Below are 15,314 nucleotides of genomic sequence, written 5' to 3'. Positions count from 1 at the left end.
GAGACGGGTTCGCATACGGTGCTCAGCGGCTAATCGGAGAGCCAGACTGAAGTTGCTCCGTAATTGGGGGTTCCACCGCTCGTTGACAGGCCCTCTGCGAGGGAAACGTAGCGGGTGAAATAGCCCTGGATGCCGCGGCAGTTGCCGGTGCACGAGGGGGCTGCGGGATCCAGGTTCGTGAGTGCTGGGGTGCCGCCAAATTTGTAACCTGTGATCTGAAATGCGATGAATCCGACCAAACCATAGGTAGCGTGTTGCCCAGTACCGGTCGCTGTGCTGAAGATCGGAATGAGGACGGGGTCTTTCATGAGGCTGGAGATGATCCCCGTGCATTCGCTCGGGAAGTCATTGCCGGGGTCGTTGCCAACCTCCGATTCGGCGATATTGATGTCCGCCGAGCATCCGGTATCCCTGTCCAGCCAACCGAAGCCACCCTCGGCATAGCCGTTTTGCGGGGCGCATCCTGGATAATCCGGGGTGTTTTCGTCGTAACGGAGGAGAATATGGGTCGGGATAGGGTCGCCGGTGAAAGTGCCGGTTGAACTCAGCTCAGCCAGCTGGCTAGGTGTGAGGTACTTTTTGAAAACGCACTGGCTGATGGTCCACGGCAAAGTGGTCGCCTCGGAAGGAGCGCCCCACGACGCCTGGGCAACAGCGTGGATGACGGCGGATTCATTGCCGAGAACCCTGGCGAAGAACAACCCAAAGCTGTCATCCGTGGATCCCGCAGCCTGGGCATTGGTTTCAACGCGGACTGTCGTGGCGTTGGGCTGCGTCACCGAGAACACCCCGCTGGAAGAGTCGTTGGCGTTGACATCAGCCAATCGGTTGCCTGCGGCTCCCATCGCAGTTGGGCAATTGAGCCCCTTGGCGCAGTCGTTGGCGATGGCCAATGCCGTGGCATCGGCACCGTTCTGAAGTTGTGCCTTCTCTGCATACACCGCTCCCACATCGACCGCCAACGCTGTAAAGCCGAGAAGCACAACCATCGTGAATGCCACGATGACAGCGGCGGCACCACGTTCGCCTTCAGCGTTTTTTCGGGTAATCGCAGATCCGCCCCTCAAACGTCCTGTTAGCCGCCGCATCTCATCACACCTACGCCCTTCAGTGTCATGGGAAAGGGACCAGGCGAGCCGAACCAGCCGGCATCCAGGAAGCCGGACAAGGATGTCAAAGTGACGCTGGTGGTCACCTTGACATCCTTGTCGGCGCCGCAACTGCTGGCATTGTCGGTGACGGTCATACCCAACCCGTCGAGGGATGGTGCGGCTGCCAACGCCGTGCCAGCTACATTCAGCCCTGGCTTGTTGTACTTGATGGCTGCATACCGGGCGCCTTCGCGGGCAGCCTGGGTCAGGGAGTTCTGGACGTTGAACACCCGTCCAAATTCCATGGTTCCAACGAGAATCAAAAGCAGTAGAGGGAGGACTATTGCCATCTCAACGGCTACTGCGCCGCGCTCTTTCTGTTTCGGTTTCAAGACCGTCTCCCGGGACTTCGTTTCCCCACCGGGATCCTGCTCCGCTGAGGGTTCTTCCAATAAGAGCTGAATTGGCTCTGGTGCCGGTCAATCGACCGCCACCAGAGCCAAAGCCAGACGTGCGAATTAGAGCTTGGCGGTGGTGTTATCGAACAGAGTGTCGATGCCGATGCCCAGAAGCCCGGCGCCGACTGCGACGATGATGGCGATGAGCGCAACCATGAGGCCGTACTCCACCATCGTTGCGCCCTTCTCTTCACCTGCGAGGCGGTTCTTGACGCCGGCGACAAAAGCGACGAGGGAGACCATTACTGAGTTCATTTTTCGTGTTCCTTTTGTGAGTGTTGAATTGGTTTCGAGTTCCCCGCTCCCCCCAACAAGGTGTTGCTGGAACTTCGATGCACTAAGGAATACAGGAGTCACAAATAGCCACACAATGAGTGGATGTACTCGTCTTTTAGACATCCAAATCTTCTGCCTACTTGCTGTTACACCGCTTTATCCCGGCCACTCAAGTACGCGACTACTTGGTGTACTCGGAAATGGTTATCGGGAGAAGGCGGCGGGGAGGAGAACCCGCCCGATCTCAGTGCCCCAAAGTACCGCCAGCAGGCACCCTACGAACATGGAAGGGCCGAACGGTATAGCCGTATTCCTTCCCGCAAATCCGCTTGTAACAAGGAGCACACTGGTCACAGCGCCCACAATGAAACCAAGAGCGATACCCAGTACCAAGTGCCCCACTGAGAGGTACCCCAGGTACAAACCAAGTGGTGCCGAGAGCTTCACGTCCCCCATCCCCATTCCGCGGGGAGAAATTAGGGCCAAAATCAGGTAAATCACGAAAGTTACGACGCATCCGATGGCTGCTACGAGCAGGTTGCCACACCGCTGGTTCGTGCCGGCGTCCAAGAGAAGCAGCAGAAGTCCGATTCCGAGCGTGGGAACCACCATCTTGTTGGGCAATAACTTGTGCTCGAGGTCAACCCGGGAGAGCACAAGACCAGCTGCACAGAGAAATAGGAACGCCGGCAGCACCCAGGACCAGCCGAACCGCCAGGCCATCGCCCCAAACAGCGCTGCCGTGGTGACAGAGCCGGTAACAGTACGCCAGCGGACGTTGCCGAGTTCGATGCCGGGCAGCAACCGCCGCGTGGCTGCAAGGGTGGTGGGTGCTGCGGCGAGGCCCAAAAGGGCGCAGGCAGTGACCAACAAAGCAACCGGGGGCATTTCAGTCAACGGGGCACCTAAGCTCGGAGTTGTTCGCGGTCAAAGTGGCCGGACCTGGCAGCATCACCGGCGCAGGCTGGCTACCTAGAGCCTATTTTGACCAGCGGCCTCTGTACCCGCTATTCTTGATAGTCGTTGTGCGTGTCCTTTCTCGATGATGCGTGCCCGCTGAGAATCCGGTTGCAGGATAACTACTCCTCGGGCATATTCGAGACTTCTGGACCACTGGATTCATAGAGCCCTCACCTCTGTTCCGGTAGCGCATAGATAGTAGGTGCACACGCTTACGTGACACCTAAACAAGAACGCCAGAACAAGAACGAGGCAAACACCGTGCGTACGTACACCCCGAAGCCCGGCGATATCAACCGCCAGTGGCACGTCATTGACGCCACCGACGTTGTCCTTGGTCGTCTCGCCAGCCAGACCGCAATCCTGCTGCGCGGCAAGCACAAGGCCACCTTTGCTCCCCACATGGACATGGGCGACTTCGTCATCATCATCAACGCCGAGAAGGTTGCCCTGACCGGCGCCAAGCTCGAACAGAAGCGCGCTTACCGCCACTCCGGCTACCCGGGCGGCCTGACCTCCGTCAACTACGCGGAGCTGCTGGAATCCAACCCGGTCCGCGCCGTGGAGAAGGCCATCAAGGGCATGCTCCCTAAGAACTCCCTCGCTGCACAGCAGCTGGGCAAGCTGAAGGTTTACCGCGGTGCAGAGCACCCGCACGCCGCCCAGCAGCCCAAGACTTTCGAAATTTCCCAGGTCGCCCAGTAGTCCTGGCCACCAAACAACTTATCTATACAAGGAGAACCGTGGCTCAGAACGAAGAGACCACCGAAGCCGTTGAGGCAGAGGAAACCCTGACCAGCTACACCTCGGAAAGCGGAGCTGCTGAAGCTGCTGCGCCGAAGAAGGAGCGCCCGGCACTGACCGTTGCCGGCGCAGCTGTTGGCCGCCGCAAGGAAGCCGTTGCACGCGTTCGCGTTGTGCCGGGCTCCGGCAAGTGGATCATCAACGGCCGCGAGCTGGCGAACTACTTCCCGAACAAGCTGCACCAGCAGGACGTCAACGAGCCCTTCAAGATCCTCGATCTTGACGGCGCTTACGACGTCATTGCCCGCATCCACGGCGGTGGCCCTTCCGGCCAGGCCGGTGCACTGCGTCTCGGCATCGCCCGTTCACTGAATGAGATCGACGTCGAGAACAACCGCGCCACCCTGAAGAAGGCCGGCTACCTCACCCGTGACGCACGCGTCATCGAGCGTAAGAAGGCCGGTCTCAAGAAGGCCCGCAAGGCTCAGCAGTACTCCAAGCGCTAGATCCGCTTGCAGGCGCCTCTGGCGCTTATCGGAAGCCCGTCCCGCCACTCGGCGGGGCGGGCTTCCGATGTTTCAGGAGATGGCAAGCGGACGGGAGAGATCAAACAGGTCCGTGTCCCCGAATCGTTGAGCGTTGAAGTGTTCGCGCACCCAGGCTGTGACTTCGCCAGCGAATCCAGCCTCTGCTGATATATCTGCGCCGTCTCGGCGCGAGATGAAGTACCTCAGCTGGCCTGACGAGATGTACTCCTGGAACTGTTCCAATGTAGGAAACGGTGTCCCCCCGTTGAATCCTCCGACCGGAAGGACTGGCAACTCGGCCGCCAGCTGATAGTTCGCCGCATTCAGCGCTCCGGGAGCGGCAGCTGCCCACCTGCTTCGGCTTGCATGTAGTTTCAGCTCGGCAACAACTGCAGGCTCTGCCGCGTGGCCCAGTGCGGAACCTCGCAGCTCCTGGCTGCTTGCCTCCGGCCATCGGCTGGGATCGGGGGAATCTAGAACCCTAGGACTCCCGGGCACCGCGGCGGATGGCAAGACACCTGAGTGCTGGGAGTTCACGGCTGAAACGGTGAAGGCTGATGGACCAATGAGACATGCGGTGGCTACAGCAATTGCAGTAAACCTACTTACCGCCCGCTTGCGACTGCACAACACTAGTAGTTCGCATGCGATCAGGCAGATTACTAACGCAAGTATCCCCAGAGCTGGTCCGATTCCGCCTGCATTGTTCAAGTATCCAAATGCTATGACGGCTGTGGCCAGCACTGACAAGGTCATGGCAATGCGGAAAGGTAACCATTTGCGGGCTGGCCAAACGAGTTGCCATCCTGTGGCCACAAGTATGGCCACAGGCGGAGCTATGGTGACGAGATAGTAGGGGTGAATGACGCCGTTCATGAAACTAAACGTGACGGCATAGGTCAGGAACCAGCCGCCCGCCAAGAGAATGAGCCCCCGTCGCGGGTCCGAGCGGACAGTACGTCGGACTATGAGTAAGGAGCAAAGCATGGCGGTGATGGCAATGGGCATCAGCCATGACCCCTGCGATCCAAAAGACGGATAGACCATAAGCCGGAGCGTGCCAGGCTTCAGGAGTTCTTGCCCTGCAGTGCCCCCCGCCTCCGCGCCAAGGAGCCGTCCAAGTCCGTTCTGGCGTAGGAGGACCTCCACGAAACTGTTGCCAAAGGATCCACCGGCATATGGCCTATCAGCTGCTCTGGTGGTTTCAGCGGCAGTAACCCACGAACCGGCGACAACAAGCACCACCGTGAGCGCGCCTGCAAGCTGGAGTGAGCGTTTCGACAGACGGCCGGTGCCCGCGTAGAGATATACAAGACCAAGCGCAGGCAAAATGAGGAGAGCCTGGGCTGATTTGGTCAGGAAACCGGCCCCGACAGCGACTGCCGCTAGGAGAATCCACCGCCACCGTCCGTCTTCAGTTGCCCGAAGTACTAGGTAGACAGCCAACGTCAATAGGAAGGTCAGCAGGGCATCCGGATTGTTGTAGCGGAACATGATTGCCGCTGCCGGTGTCAGGAGGAGGACAACTCCAGAAAGAAGTGCGGTGCTGGCTTTGAAATGACGCCTTACAATCAAGTAGGTCAGCGCCACCGTTCCTACGCCCATAAGGGCCTGCGGTACGAGCAGACTCCACGACGACAAACCAAAGAGCCTGACTGACAGAGACGCCACCCAGATGCTCCCTGGGAGCTTGTCCACAGTGATTCCATTACCGCCATCCGATGAACCAAAGAAAAACGCCGTCCAGTTGGACGCCCCGGCCTGTGCGGCGGCAGCATAATAGCCATTGCCCCAACCGTTCAGCGGTAGATTCCAGACGTATAGTGCGGCAGCTACCAAGAGCAAAATGGAAAACCACGCGGTTTCACGACGACTCACACGGCCCCCACCTTCTGTGTCGGCGACTCGCGCCTGCTTTGTCTTCTCAAGGTGAACATACAGCAGCGACCCCGACGGCGTCGGCAGGTCCATCGTCTAAGCTTGACCCGATGTCTAGATTATTTGGAACAGATGGTGTCCGGGGCCTGGCTAACGGCCTGCTCACAGCAGAGCTGGCGATGCAGCTGGCGCAAGCGGCCGCCGTCGTCCTCGGCCACGAACGCAGCACGGACGGCACGCGGCCGCGCGCCGTGGTTGCCCGCGACCCGCGCGCCAGCGGCGAGTTCATCTCGGCGGCGGTCTCGGCGGGACTGTCCAGTTCAGGCATCGACGTCTACGATGCCGGCGTCCTCCCCACTCCTGCCGCTGCCTACCTGGTGGCCGATCTCAACGCCGACTTCGGCGTCATGATCTCCGCCTCCCACAACCCGGCCCCGGACAACGGCATCAAATTCTTCGCCAGGGGCGGCCAGAAGCTCCCTGACGAGGTGGAAGATGCCATCGAGGCGCAGATGGGCAAACATCCTGTCAGGCCCACAGGTAGCGACGTAGGCCGGATCCAGACCTTCTCCGATGCCGAGGACCGCTACATCGTCCACCTGCTGGGGACCCTGCCGCACCGCCTGGACGGGCTGAAGGTCGTCCTGGACTGCGCCCACGGTGCCGCCAGCGGCTGTTCACCGCAGCTGTTCAACGACGCCGGTGCCGAGATCGTGGTCATCGGCGCTGAGCCCGATGGCCTGAACATCAACGACGGCGTGGGCTCAACCCACCTCGGCGCCCTCCAGAAGGCCGTAGTGGAGCACGGCGCCGACCTTGGCATCGCCCACGACGGCGACGCCGACCGGTGCCTTGCCATTGACCACGAAGGCAACGAGGTGGACGGTGACCAGATCATGGCCATCCTCGCCCTGGCGCTGAAGAAATCCGGCAAGCTCAAGGACAACGTCCTGGTGGCCACCGTCATGAGCAACCTCGGCCTGAAGATCGCCCTCCGGAACGCCGGCATCACCATACGCGAGACTGCGGTGGGGGACCGCTACGTTCTTGAGGAAATGCGCGACGGCGGGTACAACCTCGGCGGCGAACAGTCCGGACACGTAATCTTCGCTGACCACGCCACCACCGGCGACGGCCTCCTGACCGGCCTGCAGCTGGCCGCCCAGGTGGCACTCACGGGCAAGTCATTGAAAGAACTCGCCACGGTGATGACCAAGCTTCCGCAGCTCATGATCAACGTCAAGAACGTGGACAAGGCCCGAGCCGGCACCGATGAGGGTGTCCTGGCCGCCGTGGCTGAAGCTTCCGCGGAACTCGGCGAGACCGGCCGGGTGCTCTTGCGGCCGTCCGGAACCGAGGCCTTGGTCCGCGTGATGGTGGAGGCAGCCGACATGCCCACCGCTGAACGTATCTGCAAGCACCTAGCCGCAGTGGTGGAGAATCGACTTTCCAAACCGACGCCCGAAGCCTGACAGGGGAGAAGCCACTTGATATCGCAGGGGACCGATACGCAAAAGGCGCAACATACATACAAGAAACAAGACAAGGGCAACACTCGGTTTATCCTTGGCTCCGTGGCATCCATCGTTGCTTCGGCAGTTGGCTACTGGTGTTTCCTAGTCCTTCCCTTGAGCACCAGCAGGAACTTCGGCTGGGCCAACTTCCGAAACTATTTCGACCATGACCAGTATTCCTATTTGGCCATTGCGGTCAATGTCAGCAGAGGGAACCTGGACAATGTAGAACCGTTCACAGAGACCGGGACCAGCCATTACCCCCGACTTTATTACGTCATCTTGGGACTAACTGTCCGAGCATTCAACGCTGACATCATTGCAACGTGGCAGGTCGTCGGCGTAGCTTTCCAACTGGCCATGGTGATGACCATTAGCTGGCTTTTTATCCGTCTGACAAGCAGGGCGGCACTGGGGATCTTTGGCTTCGTCCCCAGCGTGGTTGGTGTCCTCGCTGCTCTGATCAGTGGTCGGTGGTTCCATCCGCTGGATAACCACGGAGTGCTGTGGGGAACATTCGGAACGATGTTCACTTTGAACGGTGAGGCGGCCGGTATGGCGATAGCCGTCATGGCCGCTTGCCTGCTCGTGGGCTTCACATTTCCCCGGTCCGGGGGCGGCACTGATGTACGGCAATACTCCCATGCTGTCATTGTGGTCGCGGCTGCTGTCGCGATCGGGATGTTGGCCAACGTTCAAACCTACTCGTTCCTCACTGCTGTCTATTTTGTCTCTTATATAGCGGCCACCTTTGGACTAACGAAATTCGGAAACCGCTGGCATGCCATTAGCAGCGCGGCCATACTGTTTGCCGTGCTGCTTGGCGGGACGTTTATCTCCGGAGCCGTGGGACCGTTGGCCGCCCTTGTCGCCGGACTGGCTGGAGCGGTACCTGGGATTCTTCTTCTCATGAGGAGGTATCCCGCCTTGGTGTGGGCGTCGGCTGTGGGGATGGCGGGGGCGGCAGCACCTACGATTGTCGCCACGTTGTCCGGCATTGCTCAGCACGACGACTTCCTCGAATACAGGGAGCTCTCCTCAGAGAATCTAGGGGTTCCATTTCCAATAGGTATCGTTGGCGCTGCCGTGCCTGCCCTGTTCCTAGGGAGGATATTTTGGGCCGGGATCAAACACAACAACAAGGCTTGGCTCTCACTAGCGATCGGCATCGCCGTCGCCTGGCCGGTGGTTGCCACCAACGATCTGTGGGGTGCAAACCAAGAGCCGTACAGGTTTTGGCTGGACAGCTTCATCTTGGCGACGGCGCTTTCGTTTCCGGTTTTGGCCCAGGTACTCGTGACCGATGCCAGCAGCGCAAAATCGGCCCGGCTAGCAGAGACGGCAATCACGGCAGACGGACAAATGCCGTCCATAGTCGCGGGGGAGGACGCCGCGAAGCCGCGCCCGTCCATTCGTCTTGCCAGGTCGCGGTTGCTTGCGAGGGCGGGTGGAATCCTCGTGTGTGGCGTGCTGGCCTGCAGCTTCCTTGACTACATCGGGTTCGCCTTCTTCGTTCACAACCAGGGCACCGCCACTTTCGAAGACGCCCAGGCGGGCGCAATTTCGACGGTCGCTCAGTCCATGCCGGACGGTGACGGGGGCATTATCCTGACAGACCCTTGCATTGACCCGTTCCGACTGAAGGCGGTGACTGGCCTGCCGACGGCTTATTACAACTTGGGGTTGGCTTGGCCAGCCAACGAACCGTCATTCAGGGGTCTACTCGAAGACCGTGAAAAAGGGTCATTGGACCAGCGGCTGGCTGGGCAGGCAGGAGTCGACTACGTGATGATCGACAGCAGCTGCGAGGCAGATTGGCAGCGGCAGGTAAACGGAACAAAGGTTGCCGAAACCGTCTACGACACGGGTGGCTCCGAGGCCGCCGTGACCCTCTGGAAGATTGGCCGGTAGCCAATACCGAGGTAGGAGTCTCCACCCACGCCCCGGCATGCAAAAAAGTGGTCCGCCCCATTCGGAGGCGGACCACTTTTTCGTTGTGCTCAGGAACTACGCCCGGGGGCTGCCGCTCCGGAGTGAGTCGCGGATTTCGGTAAGGAGCGCGATCTGCGGGTCCTCGGCGGCCTCTTCCTTGACCTCGGTACCAATGCCGAGCCGGCGGTTGCGGCGTTCGATCATGTGGTTCATCGGCAGGACCACCACGAAGTAGATGGAGGCGCCCACCAGCAGGAACGAAATGACGGAGGAGATGACGGAGCCATACATGAATCCCTCCCACTGCATCTCTTCAATGCCCTTGGCATTAAACAGGCGGCCGATCAGCGGAGTCAGCAAGCCTTCAACGATTGAGGTGACGACGGCGCCGAACGCCGCACCCATGACCACGGCGACGGCAAGGTCTACGACGTTGCCCTTCATAATGAAATTCTTGAATCCGGTCAACATGGGACCCAGACTAGCGCCGGCTTGTGAACACGGCGTGGAGACAAGGTAATTTTCCGGCGTGTCGCCCCGGACGCCAGGTGCCGTAGACTCGCGTCTGCCGAAGGACGGTGCATGCTCGTGTGGGGACGGGACGGGAATGGTGCAACACCGACTGAAGAAGCATGATTGTACTCTTCACACCACTGATGTTGTCGAGCGTCTGGGACTCCTCGTGCCATCAATCCCGGAGGAGGAAGACAGGCCGGTTCGGCCGGCCGAGTTGGTGGCCTGGATCTCCGTCGAGGTCGACGACGAACCCGAGATCGCCGAGCACCGCTGGCTGGTGGAACTGGACGACGCCGTCGGTCTGCTCGTCCGCCCCGATCACGACGACCTGGCGGACCTGTTGGGTGAGCAGGCCGGTGTCCGTTCGGTCATCCAGCTCGATCGCGAAGTGTTCGCCGTTGACGCGCCCCGGTTGTGTGCCGATGGACTGCGGGCAGCCGTTACGCAGGCCGTCGCTGCTGCCAACAGGAGGGCCCACGATACGCGTGCGGGGCGCCGGCCGGGCACCCCAGCCGGAGACGGCGTCGCCTGGCCCGACACAGCGCCCACGGCTCAGACAACACAGCGGGCACCGACAGTGGAACCTCCCGAAGACGACGACCTGTGCCGGCTGGTCGCCGGGGATGCCAGCAGTGAGGGGCGGAAAGTTCAAATATGGGTCAACCGGAACGGCATCCTCATCCTGCCCGCCGGTACCATCCCGCACGGCCCGCTGGACCAGAGCGAGAACCCGCACTTTCAGCGCGCCACCGTTACGCCAGCCCGTGCGGCCGGCCTGGCACGGCGCCATGCAGGGAGATGGATCCCCTACTCCTCCCTCAGCAAACTCCGGCTGCGCCGGCCCGGGCTCGTGCGGCGCCGGTGGACAGCTACCGTCGTCGAGCAGAGTGGCGCTTCCGTCCCCTTGAGCTGGCGCGGAACCCGTCCACACGCACTGTTGTTCTGGGGATACGTCGTCGCCCGGTGCGGCCTCGGCACGGTAGACGGACTGCCCTAAAGGACGAGCCGGGTAAGTAGGAGCCCTTGGTCGCTTCCAGGATTTCTGGCGATGCGTTGCCCGTGAGCTCTCCTGGGATGCGCCGCCGGGCCCCCAGCCATGCCGAATCCGGCGAAGCCCTACAAATAGCCCGGTGCCGCTTCCAGTCCGAAGTACTCCTCCAGCGTCGCAATGCCCTTGGCTGACATGTCCGTTGCCGCCTCCACCCCGATGAACCGCAGGTGCCAGGACTCGTAGTAGTACCCCGTGATCTCGTGGAGCATCCACGGATAGCGCACCACGAAACCGAACCGGTGGCCGTTGGCCTTGGCCCACACCGCCGCCGGCTGTTCGGCGAAACAGGGCTGGAAGCCGCATGCTCCACCGCCGTCGCCAATGTCGAAAGCCCAGCCGGTCTGGTGCTCCGAGAAGCCAGGCCTGGCCGAGGCGGTGTCCGCTTCGGCCTGCCCGCGGGCCGCTACGTAGCCGTTGTACGTCGCCACCTGTGTGCCGTAGGAGCGGTAACCGCTCGCCAGGGTCATGGTGACGCCGTCCTGCGCTGCCGCGGCGAACATCTGCTCCGCGGCGGCCGCCGTCGTGCTGTTCAGCTGGGCGGCTTCGCCCGAAACTGCCAGGGCGACGCTAGGCTGCACGAGGTCTGCCGGGACGTAGTCGGCGGGGGAGAGCGGACGGTGCTTGTTGACCACCAGCCACGGGCTGGCCGGATCCGTCAGTGAATGCTGTTGGGGCAGCCCGGCCGCGGGCGAGGCGGGCGTCGGTGCGGAAGTGGGAGTCGGCGTCGCCGCCGCACCCGGTTCAGTGGCAGCGGTGGACGTCGCTGGCGCTGCGGTGGATGGCGTTGCAGTCTGCGAGGTCGATGCTGACATTGCAGAAGGGGAGGACGACGACGGCGGCCGGGTTCCGGCGTCGGGCGTACAGGCCGCCAGGGCAGTCAGTCCGGCACCGGCGGCCAGGAGCCTGGCGACAGACCGCCTGCTCGGCGCCGGCGCGGCAGCAGCGGCAGCGGCAGCGGCAGCGGAACAGTTGTGGCACACGTGTGCTAGACCTTCCGCAGCAGCATGCGGCGGATGGAATGGTCCGCTTCCTTGGTGAGCACCAGCTGGGCCCGGCCCCGGGTGGGGAGGACGTTCTCCTCCAGGTTGGGCTCGTTGATGCGCTTCCAGATATCGCGGGCGGTGCTTTCGGCTTCCTCATCGGACAGCGTGGCGTAGCGGTGAAAGTAGGACTCTGGCTGGGCAAAGGCCGTGGTCCGCAGCTTGCGGAACCGGTCCACGTACCATTCCTCGATGTAGGAGGTCTTGGCGTCGACGTAAATGGAGAAGTCGAAGAAATCACTCAGGGCCAGCCCCTGCTTGCCGTCGTGGCGGGGACGGGCGGGGGCCAGGACGTTCAGGCCCTCCACGATCAGCACGTCCGGCCGGCGGACCACCACTTCCTTGCCGGGCACAATGTCATACGTGACGTGGGAGTACCAGGGAGCCCGGACCTCTTCCGCGCCGCCCTTGATCTCACTCACAAAGCGAAGGAGCGCGCGGCGGTCATACGACTCCGGAAAACCCTTGCGCTCCAGGAGGTGCCGGCGCTTCAGCTCGGCCAGGGGATACAGGAAACCGTCGGTGGTGATGAGCTCCACGTTGGGCGTACCCGGCCAGCGGCGGAGCATCTCGCGGAGCACACGGGCGATGGTGGACTTGCCCACGGCCACGGAACCGGCTACGCCGATCACGAAGGGTGTGCGCTGCGTCTGTTCGCCGAGGAACGTAGTGGTGGCGGAGTGCAGCTGGCCCGCGGCCTCCACATACAGGTGAAGCAGCCGTGAGAGCGGCAAATAGACTTCGCGGACTTCCTTCATGTCCAGCGGATCACCGAGCCCTCTGAGACGGACCACGTCCTCTTCATTCAGAGGCTGTTCCATCTGGGCTGCGAGCCGGGACCAGGTCTGCCTGTCCAGCTCCACGAACGGGGAGACACCCTCTCCATTCGCTTCATTGCGTTGCAAAGTCACGTTAGAGATTCTGCCCTCCGCGACGCTGAGAGCGAAATGGAGCACGTCGCATCCGCTGTAACGGGCCCGGCGCCTGCCCCGCCGCGGCTGCAACGGACGTCACTGGACTCCGAGTCCATATAAGCTTGGCTCTATGTGTGGAATCGTAGGATACGTAGGCCATTCATCGGGCCGGGTAAATGGTGGGCACAACGCGTTGAACGTTGTCCTTGAGGGGCTTCGCCGCCTGGAGTACCGGGGTTATGACTCGGCTGGCGTTGCCGTGGTCTCGGACGGAGTCATCTCGTCCCGCAAGAAGTCAGGGAAGCTGAGCAACCTGATCGCGGAACTGGATGAGAAGCCGCTGCCGGATTCCGTCACCGGAATCGGCCACACCCGCTGGGCCACGCACGGCGGGCCGACGGACCAGAACGCGCACCCGCACCTGTCCGACGGCGGCAAGCTGGCCCTGATCCACAACGGCATCATCGAAAACTTCGCCGAACTCAAGCTGGAGCTGCTCGAAAAGGGCGCTGTGTTTGCGTCCGAGACGGACACGGAGGTGGCCGCCGCGCTGATCGGCGACATCTTCCGCAACCAGCTGAACGGCAACGCCGCCAACGGCGGGCTGACGAAAGCCATGCAGCTTGCCTGCCAGCGGCTCGAAGGCGCCTTCACGCTGCTGGCCGTGCACGCGGACCAGCCCGACGTCGTCGTGGCCGCCCGGCGCAACTCGCCGCTCGTGGTGGGCCTGGGTGACGGGGAGAACTTCCTCGGCTCGGACGTCTCCGGCTTCATCGACTACACCCGCCGGGCCGTGGAACTGGGCCAGGACCAGATCGTGACCATCACCGCTGACACGGTGGACATCACGGACTTCTTCGGCGCCCCGGCCCACGGCAAGGAATACCACGTGGACTGGGACCCGTCGTCGGCTGAAAAGGGCGGCTTCCCGTCCTTCATGGAGAAGGAAATCCACGACCAGCCTGACGCCGTGGCCAAGACCCTCCTGGGCCGCTACGACCTGGACGGCAAGCTCACCCTCAACGAGATGCGTATTGACCCGGAGCACCTGAAGGGCATCACCAAGATCATCGTGCTGGCGTGCGGCACGTCCGCGTACGCCGGCCAGGTGGCCAAGTACGCCATTGAGCACTGGTGCCGGATCGCCACGGAGGTGGAGCTCTCCCACGAGTTCCGCTACCGCGACCCGATCGTGGACGAGAACACCCTGGTGGTGTCCATCTCCCAGTCCGGCGAGACCATGGACACCCTGATGGCCGTCCGGTATGCCAAGGAACAGGGCGCCAAGACCCTCTCCATCTGCAACACCAACGGCTCCACCATCCCGCGCGAATCCGACGCCGTGCTCTACACGCACGCCGGTCCGGAGATCGCCGTCGCCTCCACCAAGGCGTTCCTGGCGCAGATCGCCGCCGCGTACCTGCTGGGCCTGTATTTGGCACAGCTGCGCGGCAACAAGTTCCAGGGCGAGATCAAGGACATCCTGGCCGACCTCGGCAAGATCCCGGCGAAGATCCAGGAAATCCTGGACCACGAAGGGGAAATCAAGGATCTGGCCCGCTCCATGGCCGGCGCCAAGTCCGTGCTGTTCCTGGGCCGCCACGTCGGCTTCCCGGTGGCCATGGAAGGCGCACTCAAGCTCAAGGAGCTCGCCTACATCCACGCCGAAGGCTTCGCCGCCGGCGAGCTGAAGCACGGCCCGATCGCGCTGATCGAGGAAGGCCAGCCCGTGTTCGTGGTGGTGCCTTCCCCGCGCGGCCGGAACTCGCTGCACGCCAAGGTGGTCTCCAACATCCAGGAAGTCCGCGCCCGCGGCGCGAAGACCATCGTGATCGCGGAAGAGGGTGACGAGGCCGTCAAGGCCTACGCCGAGCACGTCTTCTACATCCCCGAGACGCCCACGCTGCTGGCGCCCCTGCTGGCCACCGTACCGCTGCAGATCTTCGCCCTCGAACTTGCCACGGCCAAGGGATACGACGTGGACCAGCCACGCAACCTGGCCAAGAGCGTGACCGTAGAATAAGCCGCATGATTGTTGGCATTGGCGTAGACGTCGTAGACATTGAACGGTTCGGCCGGCAGCTGGAACGGACCCCTGGCCTCCGGGACAGGCTGTTTGTCCCTGCCGAGCGCGAACTGAACACCCGCTCCCTGGCCGCGCGCTTTGCGGCCAAGGAAGCCGTGGCCAAAGTTCTGGGCGCCCCGGCCGGCATGAACTGGCAGGACTGCTGGATCGGCCTGGACCAGAACGGCCCCACCGTCCAGGTGAAGGGCACCGTGCTGGCCGTCGCCGAGTCCAAGGGCGTCAAGCGCTGGCACCTGTCCATGAGCCACGACGGCGGCATCGCCACGGCGACCGTCCTCGCGGAAGGGTAAGCGCGCAATCTCCACCTGACGGCCCGCAGCGGACCCA

At 62.3% G+C, this 15,314-nt stretch carries 15 protein-coding genes; 7 read left to right on the top strand and 8 right to left on the bottom strand.

Translation table 11 applies throughout. From position 1 onward, the window contains the following. Positions 1–29: 29 nt before the first annotated feature. From TV39_RS15140 to TV39_RS15125, 4 genes are all read right to left on the bottom strand, one after another. On the bottom strand, positions 30–1,088 hold the full coding sequence (locus TV39_RS15140) for a Tad domain-containing protein (protein WP_043482969.1): 1,059 nt from the start codon (positions 1,086–1,088) through the stop codon (positions 30–32). Continuing rightward, entirely contained in the window at positions 1,076–1,483 is a 408-nt protein-coding gene (locus tag TV39_RS15135; protein ID WP_043482968.1) for a TadE/TadG family type IV pilus assembly protein, read from the bottom strand. Before TV39_RS15135 ends, TV39_RS15140 begins: the two co-directional genes overlap by 13 nt. Before the next feature lie 126 nt (positions 1,484–1,609). After that, entirely contained in the window at positions 1,610–1,804 is a 195-nt protein-coding gene (locus TV39_RS15130; protein ID WP_043482967.1) for a Flp family type IVb pilin, read from the bottom strand. A gap of 225 nt (positions 1,805–2,029) precedes the next feature. Next, the gene (locus TV39_RS15125) at positions 2,030–2,713 is read right to left on the bottom strand and encodes a prepilin peptidase (protein WP_052500588.1); all 684 of its coding nucleotides are present in this window, start codon (positions 2,711–2,713) and stop codon (positions 2,030–2,032) included. Between the two features lie 333 nt (positions 2,714–3,046). Between TV39_RS15125 and rplM the strand changes: the two genes are divergently transcribed. Beyond that, positions 3,047–3,490: a 50S ribosomal protein L13 gene (gene rplM, locus TV39_RS15120; RefSeq protein ID WP_011692756.1), complete on the top strand. Its 444-nt coding sequence runs from the start codon at positions 3,047–3,049 to the stop codon at positions 3,488–3,490. A 38-nt stretch (positions 3,491–3,528) separates the two neighbouring features. Beyond that, entirely contained in the window at positions 3,529–4,035 is a 507-nt protein-coding gene (gene rpsI, locus TV39_RS15115; protein WP_043482963.1) for a 30S ribosomal protein S9, read from the top strand. 72 nt (positions 4,036–4,107) lie between these two features. Here the strand turns inward: rpsI and TV39_RS21790 are convergent, their stop codons facing one another. Further along, entirely contained in the window at positions 4,108–6,027 is a 1,920-nt protein-coding gene (locus tag TV39_RS21790) for an ArnT family glycosyltransferase (RefSeq protein ID WP_082049761.1), read from the bottom strand. A 17-nt stretch (positions 6,028–6,044) separates the two neighbouring features. Between TV39_RS21790 and glmM the strand changes: the two genes are divergently transcribed. Both glmM and TV39_RS15100 read left to right on the top strand, forming a co-directional pair. Further along, on the top strand, positions 6,045–7,406 hold the full coding sequence (gene glmM, locus TV39_RS15105; protein ID WP_043482961.1) for a phosphoglucosamine mutase: 1,362 nt from the start codon (positions 6,045–6,047) through the stop codon (positions 7,404–7,406). Positions 7,407–7,508: 102 nt separating this feature from the next. Continuing rightward, entirely contained in the window at positions 7,509–9,359 is a 1,851-nt protein-coding gene (locus TV39_RS15100; RefSeq protein ID WP_144406434.1) for a hypothetical protein, read from the top strand. 96 nt (positions 9,360–9,455) lie between these two features. On the opposite strand, the gene mscL is transcribed toward TV39_RS15100, so the two are convergent. Further along, positions 9,456–9,851, bottom strand: coding sequence for a large conductance mechanosensitive channel protein MscL (mscL, locus tag TV39_RS15095; RefSeq protein ID WP_043482956.1), 396 nt, complete (start codon positions 9,849–9,851; stop codon positions 9,456–9,458). A gap of 211 nt (positions 9,852–10,062) precedes the next feature. On the opposite strand from mscL, the gene TV39_RS15090 reads away from it, so the two are divergent. Next, positions 10,063–10,893: a hypothetical protein gene (locus tag TV39_RS15090; protein ID WP_144406433.1), complete on the top strand. Its 831-nt coding sequence runs from the start codon at positions 10,063–10,065 to the stop codon at positions 10,891–10,893. Positions 10,894–11,012: 119 nt separating this feature from the next. Here TV39_RS15090 and TV39_RS15085 read toward each other — a convergent pair whose 3' ends face one another. Continuing rightward, entirely contained in the window at positions 11,013–11,927 is a 915-nt protein-coding gene (locus TV39_RS15085; RefSeq protein ID WP_043482951.1) for a M15 family metallopeptidase, read from the bottom strand. Between the two features lie 5 nt (positions 11,928–11,932). Further along, a complete protein-coding gene (coaA, locus tag TV39_RS15080; RefSeq protein ID WP_200891038.1) occupies positions 11,933–12,907 on the bottom strand; it encodes a type I pantothenate kinase in 975 nt (324 codons plus the stop codon). Between the two features lie 124 nt (positions 12,908–13,031). Between coaA and glmS the strand changes: the two genes are divergently transcribed. Continuing rightward, the gene (glmS, locus tag TV39_RS15075) at positions 13,032–14,924 is read left to right on the top strand and encodes a glutamine--fructose-6-phosphate transaminase (isomerizing) (protein WP_043482946.1); all 1,893 of its coding nucleotides are present in this window, start codon (positions 13,032–13,034) and stop codon (positions 14,922–14,924) included. Positions 14,925–14,929: 5 nt separating this feature from the next. After that, the gene (locus TV39_RS15070; protein WP_043482943.1) at positions 14,930–15,277 is read left to right on the top strand and encodes a holo-ACP synthase; all 348 of its coding nucleotides are present in this window, start codon (positions 14,930–14,932) and stop codon (positions 15,275–15,277) included. Positions 15,278–15,314 lie beyond the last annotated feature (37 nt).

Source organism: Arthrobacter sp. SPG23, from assembly GCF_000876655.1.
GTDB lineage: Bacteria > Actinomycetota > Actinomycetes > Actinomycetales > Micrococcaceae > Arthrobacter.
Note: the sequence above shows the minus strand (reverse complement) of the source record. Positions and strands in the feature narration are given on the sequence as shown.

Excerpts from the sequence above, each read along its gene's own strand:
- TV39_RS15140 (WP_043482969.1), bottom strand. The coding sequence starts at position 1,088 with ATGCGGCGGCTAACAGGACGTTTGAGGGGCGGATCTGCGATTACCCGA.
- TV39_RS15130 (WP_043482967.1), bottom strand. The coding sequence starts at position 1,804 with ATGAACTCAGTAATGGTCTCCCTCGTCGCTTTTGTCGCCGGCGTCAAG.
- TV39_RS15125 (WP_052500588.1), bottom strand. The coding sequence starts at position 2,713 with ATGCCCCCGGTTGCTTTGTTGGTCACTGCCTGCGCCCTTTTGGGCCTC.
- TV39_RS21790 (WP_082049761.1), bottom strand. The coding sequence starts at position 6,027 with ATGGACCTGCCGACGCCGTCGGGGTCGCTGCTGTATGTTCACCTTGAG.
- glmM (WP_043482961.1), top strand. The coding sequence starts at position 6,045 with ATGTCTAGATTATTTGGAACAGATGGTGTCCGGGGCCTGGCTAACGGC.
- mscL (WP_043482956.1), bottom strand. The coding sequence starts at position 9,851 with ATGTTGACCGGATTCAAGAATTTCATTATGAAGGGCAACGTCGTAGAC.
- glmS (WP_043482946.1), top strand. The coding sequence starts at position 13,032 with ATGTGTGGAATCGTAGGATACGTAGGCCATTCATCGGGCCGGGTAAAT.
- TV39_RS15070 (WP_043482943.1), top strand. The coding sequence starts at position 14,930 with ATGATTGTTGGCATTGGCGTAGACGTCGTAGACATTGAACGGTTCGGC.